Below are 23330 nucleotides of genomic sequence, written 5' to 3'. Positions count from 1 at the left end.
CGCGGCGATGCTCAACGGGCCGCCGGTGATGCAATTGCGGGTGTGAGTGGGCGATGGGAATCGTGCAGTCACTGCCAATCGGCCACTTCGCACGCGATTGCAGTTCGTCGCAGTTGGCGCTCATTTGTGTTCGTTCGTCAACGCCCCGGACGATGCGATCAAGCGGCGCAGGGGCATCAGCTCATTTGTGCCGGGAGGTGACGGGCACTTTGCCGGCACAGATGGCGCAGTGGACGCCCGTATGGAAGTAGCAGTTGCCAGTGGGCGGCCATTTGCACTACCCCGCATTCCGATAAATGGCCTCTGACCGGGCATAAAGAAACCCCCTCCTGTAGAAGCCAGAAGAGGGTTTCAGTGGCTCCGACGGGCGTCGATCCCGTGACCTCACGATTTTCAGTTAGTTGCGGGGGCTTCTTGGGTACTCGTTGATGCTAATCAGCCGCGTGATTCCGCGGTTCGAGTGCTCATTGAGCCTCGTTGATCGTCATTGTTTTGGTGGAGTTCCCAGCACATTCCCGGCACAGATCGTGCGGTGATTCCGTCCCCGCCAACCGAGTACGCCGTCGTCGATGGCCGCGCGCTGCATGCTACCGATTCTTCCATTTCGCAGGCCGCCGCGGCGAGGCCCCATCCGACCGATCGGCTCTCGCCGAGGTCAGTCGCGCGCCAATCTGCGCGCCCCACGAAGGCCACAAGGCAGGGCTGATCGGGGTGAATCTAACGCGACGCCCGCCGCCGAGTCGCCAGGGCTTCGCGGGTGATCAGAGGGATGGCCCGCTTCGAGGCGGCACTCCGAACAGGCCATCAAGTCTCTCCGCACCGCGTCTCGCTGCGTCCGACCTGGCGCGGCTGTACCGCTCGGTCATTTGCAGGGTGGAGTGCCCCATGATGGCTTGCACGTCGTTCGCAGCAGCGCCGCCATCGAACAGCAGCGTAGCGAGTGTGTGGCGAAGGTCGTGAAGACGGTAATCGTCACGGTCTAGGACCGCTCTGATCGCGTCCCACTTGATGGCCCTGCGGACGTTGGACCCGTTGATCCGGCCACCTTTTGGGCCGGTGAACACGAGCGAGGAGCGCGATTTGCCGGTCATTGCGTCATCAAGGTGCGGGACGAGCACTGACGGAATCGGGACGTCTCTCTCCTTGTGGCTCTTCGGCGTGTATTCCTTGATCCGACCATCGAGATCGGCGCTGAAGCTGCGGTGCACGTGGATTGATCGCGCATCGAGATCGACGTCGCCAACCTGGAGGGCGGCGGCTTCGTTGGCGCGCATGCCGGTGTAGATGAGGCCGGCGAGATAGTTGCGATAGGGGCCTGCCGGAATCGCGTTCAGCACCACGCCGACCTCCTCCGGTGTGAGTGCACGCGATCGGAGGTTGAGCTGTGGGTCCGCGACTGGTCGCCGTGCGAGGCGTGCTTGATTCATCGGGATCAGTTTGGCGCGTACTGCGCCGTCGAGGAGACGGCTGAGGACAGCAAGCGCGTCGATCTTGGTCGACGCCCCGCCGGTCCACTCGGTGAGCGCTTGTTCGACATCGCCTGCCGTGATCGTCTCGAGTCTGCGGTGCCCGAGCCATGGTTGGACCCGCAGCCGCCAGCCGCGCTCGTATGCGCGCGTTGTAGCGGGGCGGACACTGTCACGGATCGTCGGCCAGTATCTCTCATACCAGTCGCCGAGTCTCATTGACCCCTCGGGGAACTGCCGTGCCGCACCGTCTGCGCGAAGTGCTTTCGCCTCCTTGAGTGAATCGACGAGTGTGGCGCGCTCCTTCCACTCGCCATTGCGGCCGACACCCCAGATACGCACTTGGTACTTGCCCCCGCGGTCGGCACGGTATCGAATCCCTTCAGGAAGTGTCCGAAGAGTCTTGGGGTCGATTCGGCTTGCAGGCCCGTCACCGGAGGTCACGGGTGCCTCCGGACTCGAGGAAGTCGTCGAGTGTCGCGCGCTTCCAGAGCATGTGTTTGCCCATTTCCGCATCAGGGTGGGGGATTTGGTTTCTGCGGCGTAGCGAGTCGAACGTCGACATCGGCACTCGGCAGTACTCTGCCGCTTCGCGCCGATCGAGGTATGCGGAGCGGGGCGTTCGCACGTCCACGTCGGCGAACGGTGATGCATCCAGCGTCATTGCAGCCTCCTTTGGTCCTCGGTGGAACGCGAGACGGTTTTCCACGACGAGTGGTGCGATCGTCCTGCGAATGCAGGCCCGGTGAAGGCCGCGCAAAGCCCCAGCGCAATCCAGCGGAAGACACGCGAAACACCCACGTCTGGTTGAGGCTTTACATCAGCCACCGGCGGGTCGGCCGACGTTGGACGTCATGCCGATCAGCCAGCCCGCGGCGCGTGCTTTCTGGATCCAGTCTGAGGCGGTGCGCTCCGGGACGTCGAGCTGAAGTGCGATGGTGGTGATGACGTAGCGGCCGCGTTCGGCGAGGTAGTGCGGTTCGAGTGTGGTCTCCACGCCCGCCGTGTCGTCGACGGCTGTTGCGATAGGACCGGGCGCAATGCGCAGTGCGGACCCGACCGGCTGCGTCGCGCGCTGCGCGGACATTGTCTTGCCGTCGAGTGTCTTCACGTCGACCTTCACCCCCTTAGTTCGCCTTACCGCACATGCATTCCGCAGATTGCTTCTGACTGACTATACGACTTAGGAGTGTACTATTGTCAAGGCCCTAACAAGTTCCGCAACAACGAGATGGTCGTGCGAGCGATCGCTGTGGCAAACCAGAAGGACGGCGTCGGCAAGACGACCGTCACGATGCAGTTGGGTGCGGCGCTCTCGCGTCGGACAACTCGGCGATCCCGCAGCCTCGAAGTTGCCCAGGTGTAGAGCCTTGGTCATCGGCGTACGCGCCCCGTGCTCGAGTACTCGCCCCCGCGGCGCCAGCCGCGGCCGGGGGAACCAGCTCAGCTCAAGGCTCTCTGCCAGGCCACGTATGTGGGGCGCGATGCTCCGCATCCCTCGGGCTAGTCGGGATGAATGTGGCTCCGGTCGGTCAGCAGTCGATCCAATCGGGTGGTCTCCGACGCGGTGAGGTTGTACCCGTGCTCGGGCTGCGGGTATGCGAGGCTGCGCACGTCGTCAGCGTATGCGGTCACCGCGGCGATCATCGGGCCGCGCAGTTCGGCGTAGCGCTTTACGAAGCGGGCTGCGTGGCCGTCATAGATGCCAAGAATGTCATGGAAGACGAGCACTTGCCCGTCCGTGTTCGGCCCTGCGCCAATCCCGATGACGGGTATGTCGAGACGTGGCGTGATCGCGTTCGTTACCGCAGTGGGGATCGCTTCGAACACGATTGCGAAGCACCCCGCGTCCTGGAGTTCTCGGGCACTGTCGTGGATGGCGAGGCCTTCCTCGGCGGTGCGCCCCTGCGATCGGTACCCGTCGATCGTGGCGGCGGTCTGGGGGGTGAGTCCGACGTGGCCCATGACGGGGATGCCCGCTCCGATGATGGCGCGGGCGCGGTCGACGGAGGATCCTCCGCGTTCGATCTTGACGGCGTCGCACCCGGTCGATTTGATGAACCGTTGCGCGGTCGCGATGGCCTGCTCGTCGGAACCCTCGTAGGAACCGAAGGGGAGGTCGGCGACCAGGAGTGGGGTCGAGAGGCCACGGCGCACCGCGGCGGTGAGCATGAGCATCTCTTCGACCGTTACCGGCACCGTGCTGTCGTATCCGAGTACGGTCATCGCGGCCGAGTCGCCGACGAGCACGACGTCGGCCCCGGCGGCTTCGGCGATCTGTGCGCTCGGGTAGTCGTAGGCGGTGACCATCACGATCGGCTCACCGGCGGTCTTCTGCGCCGCGAGGCTGGCGATAGTCCGCCGTGCGCGGGCGTTCGACGAACTCACGGGGACCGACTGAGCGCTCATGAGCGCACGGCCGGCGTTCGCAGGACGGCGACCGCGTCGTCGACGTCGATGATGCCGTTGCGGTGATCGACGTGCACCACGATCGGGTCGTGCGAGTCGACCTCGTCCTCGTCGTAGTCGGCGTAGGTCAGTACGATCACGAGGTCGCCGTGGTGGACGAGGCGCGCTGCCGCGCCGTTGATCTGGATCTCACCGCTCCCGGGCGTGCCGGGGAGCGCGTAGGTCTCGAAGCGGGCGCCGTTGTCGATGTCGAGCACCTGCACCTGCTCGTGGACGCGGATGTCGGCCGCATCGAGGAGAAGGGGGTCGATCGTGATCGAACCGACGTAGTTGAGATCGCTGTCCGTGATGGTCGCACGGTGGATCTTCGATTTCAGCATCGTGCGTCGCATTAGCGGGTCGCCTCCAGGATTCGGTTGTCGATCAGGCGTGCTCGTCCGACCTGCGCAGCGACCGCGAGCAGCGCCGAGTCGCCGACGCTGTCGAGGATGCGGAGATCGTCGGGTGAGCGCAGTTCGAGGTATTCCGGGTCGATGTCCGCGGCAGCCAGGACGGAGCGCGCTGCCTGGAGCACCGTATCCGCTCGCGTTTCTCCTTGAGCGACGAGTCTGGCCGCGGCATCCAACGCCCGATTAAGTGCTGTGGCGCGCTCACGCGCGGCGGGATCGAGATAGACGTTGCGTGAGCTCATCGCGAGGCCGTCGCGCTCGCGCACGATCGGGCAGGCCACGATGCGCACGGGAATGTTGAGGTCCCGGACCACCCGGCGGATCACGAGCACCTGCTGCGCGTCCTTCTGCCCGAAGTAGGCCGAGTCGGGTGCGACGATGTGCAGCAGCTTGGTTACGACGGTGGCGACGCCGTCGAAGTGCTCTGGCCCCCGAGCCGCCCCGCATAGCACCTCGGTGATCCCGGAGACGTGCACGGTCGTCGCATATCCGCCCGGGTAGATCTGGTCTGCTGGGGGAGCGAACAGGATGTCGGCGCCTGCCCCGTCGGCGAGTTCCGCGTCGCGGGCTTCATCGCGCGGGTACGCGCCGAGGTCTTCGTTCGCGGCGAATTGGGTCGGGTTGACGAAGAGCGACACGACGACGAGATCAGTCTCGGCGCGAGCCTGACGCACGAGCGACAGATGGCCTTCGTGGAGGGCTCCCATGGTGGGAACCAGTCCAACGTTGCTCCCGCCGTCGCGAGCGTTGCGGAGCGCGTCGCGCACCTCGGCGATGTCGCGGATGATTCTCATGCGGTGGCCCTGCCCTTCTTAGCGAGCCCCCGCGTGCTTTCGCACAAGACGTCGAACAGCGGGAGCACCTCGGGAGATCGTCCGGCGATCGCGTCGCGCTGCCGGGTTACCGTGCGTTCGTCGCCCCGCGACACCGGACCGGTGAGCGCCGCCTCCGGGCCCCGCACTGCCCAGTTTTCGATCGTGCGGCGCACCAATGGGGCGAGGAGCGCACGCGCCTCCGCCGGGGTGAGCCCTGCGCCCGCGGCGACATTTTCGGCCGCAGCCAGGAGGGTGACGGTGAAGTTCGACGCGATCGACGCGGCGGCGTGATACGCGGCCCGCTGGTCGTCGGCGACCGGGAACGCGTGGGCGCCGAGCAGGTCCGCCAGCTGCTGGGCGACCGCGAGGGCATCGACGGACTTCCCGGCGATGGCGCAGCCGATCCCGCGGAACGCGTCAGGTCCTTCGTCGCCGACGAAGGTTTGCAGCGGGTGCCACCCGAAGTCCACGTCAAGCTCGGCAAGGGGGTTCGCTCCAGACACGGAGCCGATGAGAGCCGCCGAGCCGTGAAGCATGTCGGCCGCGCCAGCGATCTCTCCATCGGTCACGCACAGCAGGACGACGTCCGCCGAAGGGACGGTCTCGCCCCTCATCATCGGCCCGTGCACGACCGCTCCCGCAGCACGGAGTGCGCGCGCGAGCGGACGCCCGAGTCGCCCACCGCCGACGACGGTGACAGTCATGGGGGCGGTGCGTGGGTGTGAGGGAAGGGGGATCATGTGTGGATGGCCGAGCGACACAGCTGACCTGTGCTCAGTATCGATGGTTTATGCACCAAGTGCAAAAGCAGGGTCACAGCTTCCTGAGCAGTACTCTCTCCACCGCGTGGTCTGACCCCTTGCGGAGGATGAGTCGTGCCCGCTGTCTCGTCGGCAGTACATTCGCCTGGAGGTTCGGCAGGTTGATGCCGTTCCAAAACCCCTTCGCGGTCTGAATCGCCGCTTCGTCGGTGAGGTCGGCGTACACGGTGAAGTAAGAGTCCGGGTTGCTGAAGGCGCCCTGTCTGAGGGTCATGAATCGGTCGATGTACCAACGGCCGATGTCGTCGGTGTCGGCATCCACGTAGATCGAGAAGTCGAAGAGTTCGCTGATCGATACGCCGTCGGTGTCCCGGGGAGGTTGCAGCACGTTCAGGCCTTCGACGATGACGACATCCGGCCTGCTCACCGTCACCCGTGCGCCATCCACGATGTCGTAGTGAAGGTGGGAGTAGACCGGGGCCTCGACTTCGGGTGCACCGCTCTTGACCTGTCGGAGGAACTGAACGAGCGCGCGGCGGTCATAGGACTCGGGGAATCCCTTCCGCCTCATGAGCCCCCGGCGCGCGAGCTCGGCATTCGGGTAGAGGAAGCCGTCTGTAGTGACGAGTTCGACGCGTGGCGTGTCGGCCCAGCGACTGAGCAGATCCCGCAGCAGCCTGGCGATGGTGGACTTGCCGACCGCCACTGAACCGGCGACGCCGATCACGAACGGAGTGGCGGTGGGAGGTTCCCCCACGAAGGCGCTCGTCCGGGAGTCCAGAGCTCTGGTGGACCGTGCGTAAAGGCTGAGTAGCTTGCTGAGCGGGAGGTAGACGTCGCGCACCTCGTCGATGTCGAGGTGGTCGCCGAGTCCGCGCAGTTGCGAGATCTCCCGCTCGGTCAGGGGCTGCTCCATCCCCGGTGCCAGATCTGCCCACTGGGATCGTTCGATCTTGCGGTACAGCGTCCGTGCGGGCGCGGCAGGATCGACGGAGCTGATCATGGCACCATGGTCTCGAGCGGACCGGTGCTCGGGTTTCAACTCACTCGCGGTCGAGCAGCTCGACCACGCGGTCGAGGATGGCGTCGGCCACGACGCGCTTGCTGCCGGAGACCTCGGCCACGACCGCCCCGGATGCTGCGAAGATGAGTGCCTCGTTGTCATCCGTGCCGAACCCCTTGTCATGCCCGACGGGGTTGGCCACCAGGAGGTCGGCGGGTTTGCGGGAGAGCTTCTCGCGGGCGAGCGTCACGAGCTCGTCGCGATCCGCCGCCGTTTCGGCCGCGAATCCGACCACGACCCGCCCCGGCACCGGATGCGAGACCAGCTCGCCGAGTACGTCCTTTGTGCGGACGAGCGCCAGCTCGAGCGTCTCCCCGTGCGCGTTCTTCTTGATTTTGCGGTCAGAGACCTGCGCTGGGGTGAAGTCGGCGACGGCTGCGGCCATGACCACGACCGATGCGGTGCCCGCCGCGGTGCCGACCTCGCGGGCCAGATCAGCGGCGGTGTGCACGTCGACTGTGTGGAGACCGGAGTTCTTGAGAGCTGCGGCGGGTTCCGCATCCATGTGCGCGGCAATGACTGTCACCTCGGCCCCACGCGCGGCTGCGGCGAGGGCGATCGCGACGCCTTGTTTGCCGCTCGAGCGATTCGCGAGGTACCGCACCGGATCGATCGGCTCGCGGGTGCCGCCCGCGGTCACGAGGACCCGTCGCCCGGTGAGATCGTCGGATGCCGCGCGCGTCACGACAGTCGATGCGGCAGCGATTGTCGCGGACACGATGGCGTCGGGCTCGCTCATTCGCCCCGGCCCGATGTCGTTGCCGGTGAGTCGTCCCGAGTTCGGTCCGACCAGAATCACCCCGCGAGCTCGTAGAGTGGCGATGTTCGCGGCGGTCGCCGGGTGTGTCCACATCTCGGTGTGCATTGCTGGGGCCACCACCAAGGGTGCGTTGCTGGCCAGCACCGTCGTTCCCAGAAGGTTGTCGGCAATGCCGGCGGCGAGCTTTGCGAGGGTGTTGGCCGTCGCCGGAGCGATCACGATGACGTGCGCTTGTTGCCCCAGACTGACGTGACGCACCGCGGCCACATCGTCGAAGATCGACGTGGAGAGCGGGTTCCGGCTGATCGCCTCCCACGTCGGCGCGCCGACAAACCGCAACGCGGACTCGGTCGCGATCACCCGTACGGAATGCCCGGCCAAGACGAGGTCCCGCACCACCTGCACGGTCTTGTAAGCGGCGATGCCACCTGTCACACCTACGACGATGTTTAATGATTGGCTCATGGTTCCTCTATGGCAAGGGTGGACACGCGTCGTCTCATGCGCATCGGTCTGCGATCAATCGCAGACTACTCGACCGCCGAATGCCACAAGCGCGCAGCCCGACGACTGAGCTACACCGTGGGTAGATGTTCGGGATGGGTCGGCAGATGCTCCACGAAGCGTTCCAGTTCGGAGATCAGATACAACGGCTTGGTGCCAGAGAAATGGGGAGCGACGTTGCCGAGGCGCACGTGATGGCGTAGTCGCGAGGGACTCAGCCCGAGGATCGCGGCGGCCGTCGCGTCGTCGACTGCGACGAGGGTCGTGGGGAGTGTGAGGGAATCAACCACCGGCAGGTCGGCCGACATTGGACGTCATGCCGACCAGCCAGCCCGCGGCGCGTGCTTTCTGGATCCAGTCTGAGGCGGTGCGCTCCGGGACATCGAGCTCAAGCGCGATGAGCTTGACGGGCGGCAGATCTGCGAGTGCGGCGATGCCGTACAGGATCTCAATGACCTGCCAGCGCTCGTCCTTCATCCCACGCTTGACGACCGCCTGGGCCATCCACAGCGGGACGATCCGCCGATCGGTGGTCGTGAGGTCCGCGACCGTCGTCCACTTCGCCTGCGCACTGTCATCGAGCAGCAATGCGACACAGTGCGGGATGGCCGCGCGCAGGATCGCCTGTGGGGCGGTGTGCTTCAACCGGTCTTCGCTGAAGTCGGTGGCGATTGCACGGTTGGTGATGGTGGTGATGACGTAGCGGCCTCGTTCGGCGAGGTAGTGCGCCTCGAGTGTCGTCTCTACGCCGGCCGTGTCATCGACAGTGGTTGCGACAAACCCTGGCGCGATACGCAGTGCGGACCCGACCGGCTCTGTCGCGCGCTGCGCGGACATGCTCTTGCCGTCGAGTGTCTTCACGTCGACCTTCACCCCCTTAGTTTGCCGTACCGCACATGCATTCCGCAGATTGCTCTTGACTGACTATACGACTTAGGAGTGTACTGCTGTCAAGACCGTAACGAGTTCCGCAAATAGGAGGTCGCCGTGCGAGTGATCGCTGTTGCAAACCAGAAGGGCGGCGTCGGCAAGACGACTGTCACGATGCAGTTGGGCGCGGCGCTGTCGCGTCGACATCGAGTGTTGGTGGTGGACGTTGACCGGCAGCAGTCGACGGTGTGGTGGTCGGAGAACATCAGGGATCGGTTGCCGTTTGACTTCGCCGGCAACCAGAACCCGAAGGTGCTCACCCGGATGCGTGAGTTGCACGCGGAGTATGACTTCCTCCTGGTCGACACCCCCGGCAGCCTCGAAGACACTCCGGTGTTGGAGACCGTGCTGGACGCGGCCGACTACGCGATCGTGTCGCTGACGCCGGAAGCCCTCGCGGTTGAGCCCACGATGCGGACCATCGCGCGCCTGATCGAGCCGCGCCAGATGCGCCATGCGGTGCTGCTGAACCGTATCGACCCCCGCATCCCTGCGCAGCTGAAGGCGTGGCGAGACCTGCTCGACACGACGTGGGGGATTCCGCGCCTGGACGCCTACCTACGTCAATACAAGACACAGGCTGACGCGCCCGTGCTCGGGCACCTGGTGACCACGGTCCGCGACAACCGCCACACGGCGGGCGCCATCGCCGACATCACGCGGGTCGGGCTCGAGGTGTCCGAACAAGTCGCCCTCACGGGCATCGGGCGGTGGTGACCATGGGCAAGATCGAACTCGGCCAACGCCTGAGTGACGTGCGCGCCCGGATGCAGACAGAGCTGCCGGTCGAGGAACGCGGACTGGCGAAGTTTGCGCGACTGGTGCGTAAGGACGCGCGCCTGCGGGCCGACCAGGATGCCGCACTCTCCACTCTCACCAAAACGGTGATGCGGCGCCGACGCGTCAAAACGGAACGCATCACAGAGAACACGCTGATCCGCGTCGCGATCGATCTACTCCTGGCTCACGCGGACACATTGCGCGGGTCTACGGAAGACGAGCTCCGCCGCTCCGTGATCACCGCACTTCCGAACTCCCGCACTCCGGCAGTCCCGGACTCCGGCAGTGCCCATGTCCGGGACTCGCAAACCTCCGCGGTGACCGACCACGGAGCATCCCGACAGCCAAGGTCTGCCACATCCGAACGCCCCGCCTTCGATAGCTCCCTGGGTCAGCATGATCATGATTCCCGCGCACACGAGACGTGGATGCCCGTCACCTCCGGTCAGCCCGGCACGGTTGCGCGGTGAGGCCATGTCGGACGACTACTGGAACGACGAAGAACCGATCTCCCCGGACGCCGAGGACCTTCGGTTGCAGATCGCCCAGGCCCGCCGGCGGCTGTATGACCGGGAGAAGGAACGCCGCGACGCCCGCCGCGCGTGGTCCCGTGAGTACTACGCGCAGCACCGCGAGGAGTACCTCGAGTATCAGCGGCAACACCGGGCCGCGATACGGCAGAAGGATCCAGAGGCGTACCGCCAGGCAAAGCGGCAACGCGACCAACGGTGGCGCGACAAGCACAAAGACGAGGTCAACGCGAAGCTGCGCGAGAAATACCGGACGGATCCCGAAAAGCACCGGCAGCGACGCCGTGAGCACTACGCCGCCAATGCCGAGGAACAACGGGCGCGGCGCCGCGAGTACTACGCAAGGAACAAGGAAAGGCAGCTCGCGACCCAGCGGGCATGGCGGGACCGGGAGAAACGGCGCCGCGACGCCGGCCTGCCCCCGCGCCGGCTCCACCGGGTGTCCCGAGACGACCGGATAGCTCACAGGGCGGATGCGGACGCGTTCTTCACCCGCGAATGGACCACGGCGGAGCTATCCGAGGCGCTCCGGTCGGTCGCGACCCCACCCGAGCTTGTGGCGGCGTTCAAACGCGACAGTCTTCGAGCCCGCGCCGCCTATCACCTCGCCGAGCAGAAGGAAGAGCTCGCCCGACTGCACAAGGAACTGGACCGCGCCCGGCCCGGCCCCAAGCCGACCCGCACCCTCCAAGCCGTGGAAGAAGCGCGACTGGACGCAATCGGACGTGAAGTCAACGAACGGCTCCGGCATCGCGAACCCGCCCGGCACCCGCACCACCTGGACCCCGCCGCACCGCACCCCATGCTGCAACCGAATCATCCGATGGGAATGAACCGATGACCCTCACCCCGCACATGAATGAAACAACCCTGGTCGATCAACGCGACACGGAAGTGACCCTGTTCCGCGTCGCGATCTCCGCCTTCCTGTACTACCCCGGCAAGCTCAGCGACGAGCCGGGGTACACGATCGACGAGGACCTCGCCTGGTGCATTGCACCGCTCCGATCCCTCCCCGCACGCCAACTCGCCCACACGACGGACACGATCCGAGCCCTCATCATCGACCCGAGTGCCGACCGCCGTGAGTTCATCGCAACCCTCGCAACGCTCGCCGGGGACTAACAGGGAAGGGGCGATGGGAGCGCCGTGCCGTCGAACGATTCGGCGCGGCCCGCGAGCCCTTCCCGGCGGCCGATCGTAGCTCGCTCCGGCCTGCTCCGTTCCGGCCCTGCGGCATATCCTCCCTCGCTGACGCTCAGTCCGGTAATCCTCGGGCCCGGCACTGCGCGCCCCTCCGCTCGCTCTTAAAGCCACTTGCCGGACAGGCGCTACGAATAGTCAAGAAGCGAGGAACGGCCATGAACACGACAACACCGGGCAACCCCGACTCCATCGTCGCCAGGGATCACCTGGAAGACGTCGTCGACCGCCTTGCCGACGTCGTCGACGGGCTCCTCAAGGGCCACGAAGAAGTCAGCTGCATGCTCGAGTTCGACCAGGCCGAAGCCCTCGCTGAGGTCCTCTACGCCGGCCACCACGCCGACGCCGCCGCTCGGCTCATGCATCGTTGGGTGCTCACCGAACCCGACTGGAACGACGACCCTGAGCAGGCAGCGACCGCCCGAAGCTGGCTCGCGATTTCGGTCGCACCCAGCGAGCTCGATGACCTCGACGGCTAGGGCTGAGATTTAGTTGTGCGCGGGATCGGGGCGAGCGCACGCTGCACCGCGTTCGCACTCACCCCGAGCACGCGCGCGATATGCGTGATCGGCCGGTCGAGATTCCGCAACTCCACCGCCATCGCGATCCGCTCCGGCGTCATCACGGTCGGACGCCCCGGCCGCCGCCCCTCCTCTGCAGCCGTCGCCATCCCCGCGCGCGTCTGCAAGCTCGCCAACCGCCGCCGCAACACCTCCAACGCCAACAGCACTTCGCCCGGATCCACCGACGCACCTACCCCTGCGCACAGCGCCGGCTCGCTCAACGACCGAAACCCCACGCCCCGTCTCCTCAAGCCCGCCACCGTCGCAACGAAGTGCGGAACTGCGGATGACAGGTGCGCCGCGCTCGTCACTACCAGAGTGTCCCCGGGATCGAGGCTGTGAAGACACTCCTCCAAGCCTGGACGGGTGCGAGATTCCGCGGGGCCGTCGTCCGTGAAGATCTGCTCTGCGCCCGCGCGGGTCAGCTCGTCGGTATCCGGGGTGGTGCCGGGCAGTAGCTCACGCATGTAACCGATGGCACGTGTCACCGAGACGGGCCCCCACGCTCGGGACCGCCGGGCACGATCACTGGCGCCGCGGCGTCCGTCTGCTGTGCAGGCTGCATCGAGCGCCGCAGCGCCACTAGGTTCGCCACCGTCTTCTGCTCCATCGCCGTAGCGAACTTCCCGTCTGCGGGAATCCGCAACTCCGGAATCACCTCCCGCAGCGACGTCTCATGTAGGTCCACCAGCAACTCCGTCACCCCTCGCGGTAGATCACGACGCGACCGGGCGAACTGCGTCACATGATGCAGCTCACTCAGCCATTGCGTCGCCGCGAATCGACTCATCGGCGCCGACTGCGCAGCTGCGAGAGCAATGCTTGCGCCTCGGAACGGATCATCCCGATCTGAGCCGCGCGCGTCGAAGACCATATCGCCGTCGCGATCGAGGATCGTCAGGCGATTCACCAACGCTCCATCCTCGACAGCTGCGACAAGTGTTCGTGTCGCGTCGAATCCGCGGTCGTGTGCCTCGCGGCTCGTATATCGCGCCGGACTATCGGCCTGTACTTCCCGCAGGTAGCGTGACACCACGGTCAAGAGGCTCTCCGCGCGACGCGAGGCGACAACCACCAAGCGGGTCTCAAAACCCGCCGCGGCGAAGCGATCGGCTATCGCAGTGGCAACGGCGGAATCATGGAATGTACCCTCAAGCAGCAGCGAACGATGGTTCTCTCGTGCGTAGCGAATACAGTCGCGCACCCAGCCCGCCGACGCCCGGGCAAGGACTCGTGCGCCATCGGCCGAACGCGCAGTAGAGAGCTCGCGGAAGGCTGGATGGAATGCGGGTAGCTCATCGCCGCTAACGGCCGCGAGGGCACCGCCATGCTCAGCGAGGAGGGGCGCAATCGCGCGAGACCGGCCTGCCCCTGGCTGGCCGCTGAGGAGAACGAAAGCCCTGGCCCCGCCTATGGTGTCTTGCGGGAACAACAGCGGGAGTATGTCACGCCGCAGGATTTCGCGGTGCTGGTCCTCGGTGATGTCCCCGTCGGTCATCTGGATGCTCCCGAGAGTTCCCTGACTCGAGCATCGATCTGTGCCGCGAGGGCGTTCACCCGTGCGCGATCGTACCCGTCGATTGTCAGGAGATCGCGGCGGAGCTGTGTGAGTTCCAGTCGCGCGCCGTCTGGCGCTGACACATCGGAAGACGCGGCATAGGTTAGGAGCGCAGTGAGCGTTGACGCCGACTCTCGCAAGAGTTCGTACGCCACGACATCGTTCGCCCGCCACGACGAGATCTCAGTCACCATTGCCTCCGCGCCTATGCTAAGCCCGGCGCGGTAAAGGGTAGGACGGGAGTTTCGGAATGTTCCCGCAGAGTAGAAGTTGCGCGAACCCGCGTGCGTAACCGACTCGGCACCGACTCTTCAGAGGCAGATGACAAGTTGCTCCGTCGCGGCCTTGCTACGTGATCCAGACGAGCCCCCGAGAGTGGAGTGATTGGTAGAGATGGATTCGACCGTGACGGACTCGAAGTAGTCGCGAGCCAGGACGTGGAGATCGCGACCCGCCTGGTTCAGAAGCCCATTCTTGGGGTAGCTGAGAACAATGGGTTTGCTTGAGGCAGCCGAGATTCTGAGTAATTCGCGGATGCTCGTCTCTACTTCGGTCTTCCGTGAAAACCCAGACACAAACGTGTCTGCTCGGACCCGTCCTGATCCGCGCGAAGTCGGAAAATCATACTTGTAGAGGGTTTCGTACAGGTGATAAAACCGACCATATTGATCGCGCGTGTACGGCGGGTCTGCGTAGATGACTGACGCATCGGTGGCTCCGCCGGATCTGAGAAGGGTGAGCGCGTCAACCGTCGTTACTCGCGTCGTCGCTCGCCAACTGGCGAGGCTGTGAGGTTGATTGACGGTGCCGACCTGCCAGAACTTTTCGGTAACGCTCTTGCTCCAGGCTCGCACGACTCGGCCATAGCCGCCGGAAGGGGTTGGTTTAAGAAATTGCGCGGAATGTCCTGGGGAGTTCAAGACGGCCGATATCGACGTTAGCCATTGCGACATGAGGGCGTCGCGCACAGACTGATCCGGGTAGGAATCGATCGCAAAGCGGAGCGCATCGACTTCAATCGCCTGATGCAGACTCAGGTATCCCGCGGAAAAATAGAGCGAAGCCAACTTGTATCTAGCGACGCCAGCGCAGGTTGATGCGTCGACGGCGGCCCGGCGAGCGGTGGCTGAGGTACCCACGTGTTTCGCGCGTCGAACATAGCTTTGCAGCTTGGCGACGTCGCCGTTCAACGCAGCCGTCTCGATCTCGAGTTGAGCAGAGAACTCTTGGGTCAGTCGATCTCGGGACTCTTGCATCGTTGCATCGAAGACTCCGCGATCGAGGGCAGGGGGGGAACTCGTCGGTCCGAAGCGTGCTCGGAGCATTGCACCGACGAACTCGGAAGCATCATTCAGGTAGACGGGGCGCTTTCCAACGAACTCATCTGCCACACTCCCCATCCCAGCAAAGAGATCAAGGATCGGCCCGTCCTCACTGATGCTCTCCACGGCTTCTCGCACGGCGCCGGAAATATGGCGCTTGGTGCCCATATAGCGGATCATCGATGCGATTCCGATTCTGCGACACACTCCCGAGCGGCGCCTTGTCAGCCTTGTGCTCTCAGCACTATACGATGAGCCCGTGCCGGAGAACGACGGCGGGCCGGAAGGCTTGACAGTCCCTGGGGATAGCGAGCCGCTCATCTCGATACTTGTCGTGTCCGACCTTCACGCGAGCAGTAGCGCCCCCGGCGACAAGGCTGGATCGTGGATCACGACAACTACGACGCGGGATGAACGCAATCACCCGATCGTTGGCTTGCGACATGTGCTTGAACGCGAAAAGTTGTTCCCTACGTTGCTTCTCTGCGCTGGTGATATCACCGACAAGGCCGACTCAGCCGCGCTCGTCGACGCGTGGCGAGACGTCAATGACCTTGCCGGGAGTCGTGGGTCGACGCTGATCGCGACAGCAGGAAATCACGACGTGGATTCCCGCGGTGGCACCGAGATAGATCCTCGAGGAGTCTTGTTCGATCTCGCGCCGCTCTTCCCTCACGACGCCGATGCGTCACGAGCGGACTATTGGTCCAGAAATTACTGCATCATTGACGCGGCAGCCCCTGCCGATGACGGGCCGATCCCGTGGCGTGTGGTCGCCGTCAACTCAAGCGCATTCCACGGTCTCAGCTCCAAGCAGGGGGAAGAGCTGGACCACGGACGGGTTTCGAAGCGAACGACCAACAGGCTGGAGAGCGATCTGCAGGGTCGCGCGCCAGCACAGATTCAAATCCTTCTCTTGCACCACCACGTCGAACAGCTGCCTGACGTCGACACTGACGAGCATGGCCAAGTTCGAGAGGCGGAGCACCTTCTGGCCATGTTGGAACGAACGGGGCCATGGCTGGTGGTACACGGACACAAACACCGCCCATATTTTCAGTACGCCCGCGGCGGAGCCGGCAGCGCGGCTGTGTTCTCGGCCGCGAGTATGGCTGCTTTCGCCTGGGGCCAGACATCCTCCATCGCTAGCAATCAGGTCCATCTGATCACGCTGTGGGATCCCTCCGATCAGGGCGTCCCAACGCTGGGTCTGGCTGCACAGTTCCGTTCGTGGTCATGGCGGCCAAGTATCGGGTGGGCAGAAGCGGAGGGCGCGGCAGGCTGGCCCGGGCGAGGTGGATTCGGATGGCGGATCGATCCCGCCGCTCTCGCCAGGATGATCAAAGCAGCCGGACTCGGACCTGGATTGGCGCTTACGGCTGCGGACCTGAAGATGCGGCACCCAGAGCTCCCATTCCTCGCCCCCAGCGACATCGAGAACCTTGCGCGTCAGCTGGATAATCTCGGGATCGCCGTCGCTCGGGACTCAAGTGGCGAGATAGTGGAACTGAGGGCCAAGATCCCTGATGTGAGCGGAGTGATCGCGTGAGCGTGCGAGGGTTTGTTGGCGCAGACCGATCACTCACGTCATTTAATGCGCGAACGTACTCGGCGCAGCAGGTCGCCGCTTCGTTCGTGCCACCCGAGTCATTCTTTACGCTGGTTAATCCGGTGCACTCGGTGCTCTCGGGTCCGCGAGGTTCAGGCAAGACCACGTTGCTGAAGATGCTCCAGCCGGAGGCGCTCGAGCGATGGCACCATACGCAGGCGGAGTCGATGGTTGGCGCGATCGACTACACCGGTGTGTTCGTTGCAACTGATCGGATCTGGAAACAGCAGCTCGAGCCGGACACGGACGAACTTGATCGGCTCATTCGCGACGTGATCGCGGAGTCTGCGTTCGCGACGCAGGTCGCGCGTGAACTCGTCACGACGATGGCTTGGCGCGCCCATAGCATTCCCGAAAATACGCCGCATCATGCGAGGGCCCGACTCACTCCCGCCGACGAGTTGCTTCTTGTCCGGGAACTATCGTCTCTCTTGAGGCTGCGCGTCGAAGTCCCTCGAATCGAGTCGGTTGTGAGCGCTTTGGTGGCACGGTTCAGGGAACATGGCGAGCTCCTACGTAGCCCTCGTGAGATCGACACTCAGCTGCCCGACTGGCTCATAAGAGACACCCTCAGCACAGCGGAAGCGTGTATTCGGCTCTTCAATACCGCCGCGCAGCAGTCCGATCATCAATGGGCGCTGCTGTTCGACGAGATGGAGCTCGCCCCACCAAGGGTGACTGAATCGGTGCTGGACGCCATGCGGGGGAGTCAGTCTGTGCTCCTGTATAAATTGAGTTTGTCGCCCGTTCAACCGGAGTTCGCTCGGTTGAATATGCCGCTAGCAGGAGTTCACGGGCAGGATTTCGAGCTCATCCGTCTGTCGTCCCAGTACTCGGCGGCACCACGGTTCGCGGAAGACATCATCGAAGCCGAACTCAGAAAACGCTACGTCAATGAGTTGGCCCTCACATCTCGTCGGGTCTTCGGTGCGGGGCGATTCGCGTCGGTTGAGGAGGACGAGGACCCGTACGCAATTGGGTCCTGGCTGTGGAAGCGCTATGACAGCCTGGCGAAGTCGGACGACACCTTTGCTGATTGGCTCGCGAAGAAGGGCGTAGACCTGCACGCACTGCAGGATTTGACGCCCAACGAACGCGCAGCAAAGGTGCGGAAGATCCGAAACATCGTCGTATTGCGCGAGCACTACCGACGCCCCCACCAGACGGGTCGCAAGTCGCACGATCTCTACACGGGAGCGGAGGGGTTGGCGACACTAGTTGATGCGAATCCCCGCCTATTGATGGCGCTGCTCGGGCATGTCTTGCCACGGGACCTACCGCGCACGCTTCCGCTCGACCGCGCGGCCCAAAGCGCGGCCATCGACAGTGTCATTGATCGATTCCTCGCGCTGTTGAGGTCTCAACCAGCAGTACAGGGGGACGACGGACGCCTGTTTCAAGTCGTAGACCTCGTCGAAGCGATTGGAAAGGAACTCGGGCGTCGACTCATTAGCGGACCCTTCGACGACAACCCCGTAACTGCGTTTCGAGTCGATCGACGATCACCTCCGCATGTGATCAGTGCCCTCCAAATCGCGCTTAACGTTGGGGCCATTGTTCACCTTCCGGACGACTCAAATCGGCCGATCCCAGATACGCTCGAAGGGGAGCTCTTCCGCTTGTCTTTCGTGCTCGCGCCTCGCTATCGACTGCCGCTGCGGCTTGGCGAACATCGGGGCCTGCGCTCAATCGTTACAAGGGGTGACGCGCGGGCTTGGTACTTCCCTTCGGGCCGCAGCCGCCGGGATCGAGGAGGTCAGGCATTGTTCGACTTCCCGCCGTCCAGAGAGTAGGCCAACATGACTTCGGCACTGCATGCCCAGGTGGCATCGTTTGCGTCAAGCGAAATTGCGCTGATCGACTATGTGGCGGTCGTCTACTCAGTGGGCTACGAAACGCGGTCAACGTTCATTGCGAGCACGGCTAGCCAGGGCTCGCACCTCGTGGGCTTCACTTTCCCTACTCAGCGTGAGGGGCAATTTCAGAAGAACCGCATCTGGGCGCTCGAGCACGGAGCTGTAGTTGAGGTCGAAGCCGAGGATCAGTTTGCACAGCGGCTTCGGAACACGTTGACTGACGTGATCGCGGCATTTCATGGCGCGACGCCGGATGAAAGACCTCGGTTCTTGGTCGACATCTCGTCCATGACGCGTCAACGAATTGCCGACTCGATCCGGATTCTGCATACCGAGTTGGGCGCGGCGGTGGAAGCGCACTGGGTTTATGCCCCTGCAACCTTCGAAGGTTCCCGTGTGGACGATCAGGTTGTCGTTACCAACGGTGCTGTGAGCGGTTACGAGGGATGGGGAGATCCGAGCCTCCCGGTGACCTGTGTGGTCGGGGCGGGTTTCGAGGGTGACCTCGCACTCGGGGTGATCGATGACATCGAACCCGAGGATGTTTGGGCATTCTTGCCCCGCGGGTATTCCCCCAACCATGACGTCGAACTGGACCAGCTGAATAGCTCACTCTTGCACGTGGTCGAGGCGGGCAAGACACTCGAGTATCGAGTTGATCAACCACTCGAAGCACTGCTGCGACTTGACGCACTATTGGGCGGAGAGATCGCAACCCGCCGGGTCGTCATCATTCCGTTGGGCCCCAAGATCTTCGCCTTGGTCGCTTCACTCGTTGCGCTATCAGCCCCTGAGTCGATCACTCTATGGCGGCTCAGTTCTGAATCGAGGCGACAGGCGATCGATCGTATTCCTGATGGCTCAATTGTTGGCTTGTGTGTGACGTCCCAAGGGCCGGAAGGGGCGGACCCCGCCGGCGGCATTCGAGCCCGTGGGTAGTCAGGGCGCGTAGCTAGTCAGGAACCGCAGGCACGAGTCCGCAGTCCAGGGATCGCACCCGGGATCCGAAACCGTGCATTTGTCAGAGTCATTTCTGCTCTGCTGGCCGCACCCCTCGCTTGGTGACTCTTGTGCTCTGCGTGCCCGTTTGCATCGACCGGAGCGTCCGAGTCGTCGGCAATCGGGAGGTTTGAGTCCATTCGAGAGTTCCTGAATCACCTAGGTCGGCCTGTTGCCATCCCAGCCAGCGATGAAGGCTGCCAGGCTAGCGAGCTGACCGCAGACATCGATGGACCGACCCAACCCGTAGTCAACCCGAACGGCAACCACCACAGTAGTAGTGCGACCCAAGATAGCAATGCACGCAGGCACTTTTTGTGGAACTCGTTTCGAGTTCAGCATAAAAGCGGTACGCTGTTCGGGTGCGAGGAGGTCTCGAGCGCTGGAAGAGAGGTGTCGGATCGCAGGGGGTTCGACAGGCGCTGGGCTATGCGTTGAAGGGCTCGTGTGACTCGCACCTGCGCGCGACCGTTGGTGTGGATGCGCTCGCCGGATACGGGGATGCGGCAGCCGGCGTCCGACGATTCATCGTTACGGCGGGCGTCATTTCGACGGACACGCTTGACGAGATGCAGTTGCGCAGTTGGGTGGATGGGTGCGATCCGGAGTCCGGGGAGCGGCGTGGGCGCGATCTGAGTTCCGCGGATGCGGACCTCATTCTGGATGGCACGATCAACGCACCGAAATCATTCAGCATCGCCGCACTGATCGCCCCGGACCTGGCACGCGAGTTCGAGGCGCTGCAGGATCGGTTGCGGGATCGGATCATCACGACTTGGCAGGCCGAGCTGAACGCGCGCCGCGGCGCGGGTGGCAGGTTCCGTGAGCCCTTGCAGCGGGTCGAGGTTGTCGAGTTGCAGCATCGTCGTTCCAGGGCGTTGGACCCGCACGTTCATCGGCATCTGTGGCTGAGCGTGAAGGTGCAGGGCGAGGACGGGAAGTGGTCCAACGTGGACTCCCGGGTCGCGATGAGGCTGCACACCCTGATCAACGCCGAAGGCGAACTCGCCGCCCGCACCGACCCGCAATGGGTCGCGGCGCTGGCCCGCCACGGATTCACGCTGAACGCCGAGGGCGAGATCGCGGAGCTCGCTCACGCGGTCCGCCCGCTGTCGCGCCGGTCGACGCAGATCGAGGCAAACCGGGCTGTACTGCTGGTTGAGTGGCGAACCGCGCACCCGGGGCAGGAACCAAGCCCAGATCAGATGCACCGGATCGACCGACTGGCGTGGGCGAAAGCCCGACCAAACAAGCCTGGTGATCTCGACGAAGCTGCCTGGGAAGAACTCATCGCAGGCGAACTGGCCGCGATCGACCCGGGGATCCTGCGAGGTCGTGCCCCGGTGCCGGTGCAGGCCGGGACAATCGAGGATCTGGATGTGGCGTTGTTGGCGGCGCGGGCGATTGTGGATGCAGACGCGCGGGCCGCGTCTTGCGGGGGCCGGTTCAGCCTGGTCGACGTGCACGCTGGCGCCACCCGCGCCCTCGCGGCAACCGGGATCGTCGTCCCCCGCGAATCGCTCCAACCCGTGCTCGAGCAGATCATCGAGCGCGCGCTGACGCTGACGGTGGATCTGCTGGCTGCGGAAGAGGAACGGCCCGCGCACGTGAAGCGGCTGATGGCATCGACCACAGCCGCACTCAAGACCGAGCTCGCCGAGCGCTTCGACGCCCTCACTCGGGCGGGCGCCGCGGTTGAGCCCACCCTGATCGTCGCCGCGGCAGAAGCGGTGCTGCGAGAGCACGTCGAACTGGATAGCCGCCAGGTGCAGGCCGCCGCCGCAATCGCCGGGACCGACAGGTTGGTATCGGTGACTGGGCCTGCCGGCGCTGGAAAAACGACCATGCTGCGCGCCGCAAAAGAGGCGCTTTCGCAGCGCGGCGACCGGATGGTGGTGGTCGCACCAACGAAGAAGGCCGCCTCGGTCGCCGGCCGAGAGATCGGCACGTCTGCCTCAAGCCTGCACGCATTGTTGAGCGATCACGGGTTCCGCTGGGGGCGTGACGAGTCGGGTGCCGATGTCTGGACCCGACTCCATCGGGACGAAATCGACCCGACCACCGGGCTTCGCTACGCAGGGCCGCGCCGGTTCCCACTCCGGGCGGGGGATCGAGTCGTGGTCGACGAAGCCGGCATGGTCGACCTACACACCGCGAACGCCCTCGCGATCGTGGCGGCCGAGACCGGGGCCGGGATCGCGATGGTCGGCGACCACCTCCAGGCCCGGCCCGTCGGACACTCCGGTGCGATGGCGACGATGACCCGCCGTGCCACCGCCGTTGTCGAACTCACCGTCGTACATCGATTCCACGACCCGGAGTACGCCGAACTGACCCTGCGCATGCGTGAACCAGGTTCCAAGGATGAGGCGCTCGCGGTCGCGTCCGACCTCGACGCTCGCGGGCTCATCCACTGTGTCGCAGACCAAGCCCAGGCGCGCGAGGTGATGGTGGAGGCGTACTTCCGCGCCTCGGCGGGCCAGCGTCGGATGGCATTGGTGACCAGCACGAACGAGGAAGCGGACGCGATCAATGAAGCCATCCAGCAACGCCGCATCGACCACGGGCAGCTCGCGCTGAGCCGGATCGCGGTGGGACAGGCGGAGCAGCGACTCCTTGAAGGCGACATCGTTCAAACCCGCCGCAACGACCGCCACGCCAACGTCGAGAACAGGGCCCTGTGGGTCATCCGCAAGCTCACCTGCACCGGGATCGAACTGGTCAGCCTCAACGACAGCGCCGACGTCCGCACGGTCACGCGTGAGTACGCAGCCGACCATGTGCATCTCGCGTACGCGTCGACGGTGCACGGCATTCAGGGCGAGACCACGGATGCCGCCGTTGTGGGGCCGGGTGTCGACGCGGCCGGCCTCTACGTTGGAATGACTCGAGGCCGCACTCGCAACGAAGCGCTCGCGATCGCCCCCACCGCTGCCGCGGCCCGCGCGCAGATCGCGGACAGTATGTTCCGCGGCCTCCGTGAAGTCAGCATCAACGACTCCATCCGCGCTGCCCGCATCGAGCTGGGACGCGCCGCCCGCACCCCCCACAACGTTGCCGATACCCCGCCCGACCTGTGGAGCGCTCAACAAAGTCCAAGTCGCGAACTCGAGCGATACCAGTTGGAGCAACTGAATAAGGGGCTCCATGCGACGAAACAGGCGCTGATCGAGCTGGACCGCCGCATTGCGGATGACGACGCCGGCACGCACGGACACCCCGAAGCCGTGTTGACTGCCGCGCCGATAGTCGCGGCGCGGCAGCAGCTTGTGGCACAGTATGTGGCGGGTGTCGGTGAGTATGTCGAGGCCCGTCACGTTCACGAACAGGCGATTCTCGCCGCAAATGACGCGATGAATGGCAGCGGAGCACCCGCCCCGATCGCTCGGCAGAAGGACACCGAACGACGCCGCGGCGACGCAGACGCGCGTGTCGTGGTTCGGTCAGCATTTGACGGGTCGGACCTCTCGCGCTGACATGGTCGTGGCATCCCCCGCGGTCACTTCTTGGATCGGCCGGATTCGTGACTGAGCGTGCTCAGCCGCATGAAATGGATGTCGATGACCCAACTGAGCTCGTTGGCGCGCATTCGTTTCAGCGGGCTGGACCTTGATGATGAATTGAACCGAGCGGTTCTCCGCGCGTCTCGATCTCGACCCGCTCGACTGGATCATGTCTGGGACCTCAGCCCAGCTGGGCACCGAGTGCCCAACGAGCACCAGGCGTACTGGCTCGACGGAGGCCGCAAGATCA

23 protein-coding genes and 1 pseudogene are annotated in these 23330 nt (G+C 64.5%); 10 read left to right on the top strand and 14 right to left on the bottom strand.

The genetic code is table 11. From position 1 onward, the window contains the following. Positions 1-761: 761 nt before the first annotated feature. From CGU34_RS03425 to CGU34_RS03420, 3 genes are all read right to left on the bottom strand, one after another. On the bottom strand, positions 762-1685 hold the full coding sequence (locus CGU34_RS03425; RefSeq protein ID WP_198517667.1) for a tyrosine-type recombinase/integrase: 924 nt from the start codon (positions 1683-1685) through the stop codon (positions 762-764). A gap of 211 nt (positions 1686-1896) precedes the next feature. Continuing rightward, entirely contained in the window at positions 1897-2130 is a 234-nt protein-coding gene (locus tag CGU34_RS17105; RefSeq protein ID WP_051513295.1) for a helix-turn-helix transcriptional regulator, read from the bottom strand. 156 nt (positions 2131-2286) lie between these two features. Next, a complete protein-coding gene (locus CGU34_RS03420; RefSeq protein WP_232711341.1) occupies positions 2287-2577 on the bottom strand; it encodes a hypothetical protein in 291 nt (96 codons plus the stop codon). A gap of 126 nt (positions 2578-2703) precedes the next feature. On the opposite strand from CGU34_RS03420, the gene CGU34_RS16855 reads away from it, so the two are divergent. Next, positions 2704-2832 carry a ParA family protein gene (locus CGU34_RS16855; RefSeq protein ID WP_198517666.1) on the top strand — a complete coding sequence of 43 codons (129 nt, stop codon included), beginning with the start codon at positions 2704-2706 and terminating at the stop codon, positions 2830-2832. A gap of 137 nt (positions 2833-2969) precedes the next feature. On the opposite strand, the gene panB is transcribed toward CGU34_RS16855, so the two are convergent. The 8 genes from panB to CGU34_RS03380 form a co-directional block, all read right to left on the bottom strand. Continuing rightward, on the bottom strand, positions 2970-3875 hold the full coding sequence (panB, locus tag CGU34_RS03415; protein WP_036297745.1) for a 3-methyl-2-oxobutanoate hydroxymethyltransferase: 906 nt from the start codon (positions 3873-3875) through the stop codon (positions 2970-2972). Then, on the bottom strand, positions 3872-4255 hold the full coding sequence (panD, locus tag CGU34_RS03410) for an aspartate 1-decarboxylase (protein WP_306342095.1): 384 nt from the start codon (positions 4253-4255) through the stop codon (positions 3872-3874). Before panD ends, panB begins: the two co-directional genes overlap by 4 nt. A gap of 11 nt (positions 4256-4266) precedes the next feature. Next, the gene (gene panC, locus CGU34_RS03405) at positions 4267-5118 is read right to left on the bottom strand and encodes a pantoate--beta-alanine ligase (RefSeq protein ID WP_036297741.1); all 852 of its coding nucleotides are present in this window, start codon (positions 5116-5118) and stop codon (positions 4267-4269) included. Continuing rightward, positions 5115-5843 (bottom strand): DUF2520 domain-containing protein, encoded by a 729-nt coding sequence (locus tag CGU34_RS03400; protein WP_232711340.1) that lies wholly within the window; start codon positions 5841-5843, stop codon positions 5115-5117. The genes panC and CGU34_RS03400 overlap by 4 nt, the downstream gene beginning before the upstream one ends. Positions 5844-5952: 109 nt before the next feature. After that, complete coding sequence (gene coaA, locus CGU34_RS03395; protein ID WP_051513293.1) at positions 5953-6903, bottom strand: type I pantothenate kinase; 951 nt, start codon at positions 6901-6903, stop codon at positions 5953-5955. A 40-nt stretch (positions 6904-6943) separates the two neighbouring features. Next, positions 6944-8188 carry a bifunctional phosphopantothenoylcysteine decarboxylase/phosphopantothenate--cysteine ligase CoaBC gene (gene coaBC, locus CGU34_RS03390; RefSeq protein WP_036297740.1) on the bottom strand — a complete coding sequence of 415 codons (1245 nt, stop codon included), beginning with the start codon at positions 8186-8188 and terminating at the stop codon, positions 6944-6946. 110 nt (positions 8189-8298) lie between these two features. Then, positions 8299-8535, bottom strand: a complete 237-nt coding sequence (locus CGU34_RS03385; RefSeq protein WP_036297738.1) for a hypothetical protein — start codon at positions 8533-8535, stop codon at positions 8299-8301. After that, the gene (locus tag CGU34_RS03380) at positions 8510-9100 is read right to left on the bottom strand and encodes a hypothetical protein (RefSeq protein ID WP_232711339.1); all 591 of its coding nucleotides are present in this window, start codon (positions 9098-9100) and stop codon (positions 8510-8512) included. The genes CGU34_RS03385 and CGU34_RS03380 overlap by 26 nt, the downstream gene beginning before the upstream one ends. Before the next feature lie 117 nt (positions 9101-9217). Here CGU34_RS03380 and CGU34_RS03375 point away from each other — a divergent pair. The 5 genes and pseudogenes from CGU34_RS03375 to CGU34_RS03355 form a co-directional block, all read left to right on the top strand. Next, a pseudogene (locus CGU34_RS03375) lies at positions 9218-9874 on the top strand (ParA family protein); the annotation flags it as partial. 2 nt (positions 9875-9876) lie between these two features. Next, the gene (locus CGU34_RS17100) at positions 9877-10407 is read left to right on the top strand and encodes a hypothetical protein (RefSeq protein ID WP_181003461.1); all 531 of its coding nucleotides are present in this window, start codon (positions 9877-9879) and stop codon (positions 10405-10407) included. Positions 10408-10471: 64 nt separating this feature from the next. After that, positions 10472-11308 (top strand): hypothetical protein, encoded by an 837-nt coding sequence (locus CGU34_RS03365; protein WP_157811204.1) that lies wholly within the window; start codon positions 10472-10474, stop codon positions 11306-11308. Continuing rightward, positions 11305-11592, top strand: coding sequence for a hypothetical protein (locus tag CGU34_RS03360; protein WP_036297733.1), 288 nt, complete (start codon positions 11305-11307; stop codon positions 11590-11592). The genes CGU34_RS03365 and CGU34_RS03360 overlap by 4 nt, the downstream gene beginning before the upstream one ends. A gap of 236 nt (positions 11593-11828) precedes the next feature. After that, on the top strand, positions 11829-12149 hold the full coding sequence (locus CGU34_RS03355) for a hypothetical protein (RefSeq protein WP_036297731.1): 321 nt from the start codon (positions 11829-11831) through the stop codon (positions 12147-12149). Here CGU34_RS03355 and CGU34_RS03350 read toward each other — a convergent pair. The 3 genes from CGU34_RS03350 to CGU34_RS03335 form a co-directional block, all read right to left on the bottom strand. Continuing rightward, on the bottom strand, positions 12146-12700 hold the full coding sequence (locus CGU34_RS03350; protein ID WP_100813238.1) for a recombinase family protein: 555 nt from the start codon (positions 12698-12700) through the stop codon (positions 12146-12148). The genes CGU34_RS03355 and CGU34_RS03350 overlap by 4 nt on opposite strands. Before the next feature lie 17 nt (positions 12701-12717). Next, the gene (locus CGU34_RS03345) at positions 12718-13731 is read right to left on the bottom strand and encodes a zeta toxin family protein (RefSeq protein WP_036297729.1); all 1014 of its coding nucleotides are present in this window, start codon (positions 13729-13731) and stop codon (positions 12718-12720) included. A gap of 371 nt (positions 13732-14102) precedes the next feature. After that, positions 14103-15281 carry a DNA adenine methylase gene (locus CGU34_RS03335; protein WP_157811203.1) on the bottom strand — a complete coding sequence of 393 codons (1179 nt, stop codon included), beginning with the start codon at positions 15279-15281 and terminating at the stop codon, positions 14103-14105. Positions 15282-15372: 91 nt separating this feature from the next. Between CGU34_RS03335 and CGU34_RS03330 the strand changes: the two genes are divergently transcribed. The 4 genes from CGU34_RS03330 to CGU34_RS03315 all read left to right on the top strand — a co-directional run bounded on the left by CGU34_RS03330 (position 15373) and on the right by CGU34_RS03315 (position 23053). Then, positions 15373-16662: a metallophosphoesterase family protein gene (locus CGU34_RS03330; protein ID WP_036297723.1), complete on the top strand. Its 1290-nt coding sequence runs from the start codon at positions 15373-15375 to the stop codon at positions 16660-16662. Beyond that, complete coding sequence (locus tag CGU34_RS03325) at positions 16659-18515, top strand: ORC-CDC6 family AAA ATPase (protein ID WP_144238005.1); 1857 nt, start codon at positions 16659-16661, stop codon at positions 18513-18515. The genes CGU34_RS03330 and CGU34_RS03325 overlap by 4 nt, the downstream gene beginning before the upstream one ends. A 6-nt stretch (positions 18516-18521) precedes the next feature. Then, entirely contained in the window at positions 18522-19517 is a 996-nt protein-coding gene (locus CGU34_RS03320) for a hypothetical protein (protein WP_100812328.1), read from the top strand. A gap of 422 nt (positions 19518-19939) precedes the next feature. Continuing rightward, on the top strand, positions 19940-23053 hold the full coding sequence (locus tag CGU34_RS03315) for an AAA family ATPase (protein ID WP_232711513.1): 3114 nt from the start codon (positions 19940-19942) through the stop codon (positions 23051-23053). Positions 23054-23330: the final 277 nt, after the last annotated feature.

The organism is Microbacterium lacus (genome assembly GCF_002812805.1).
Lineage (GTDB): Bacteria > Actinomycetota > Actinomycetes > Actinomycetales > Microbacteriaceae > Microbacterium > Microbacterium lacus_A.
The sequence above is the reverse complement of the archived record's forward strand: the minus strand, read 5'-3'. Positions and strand labels throughout refer to the sequence as shown.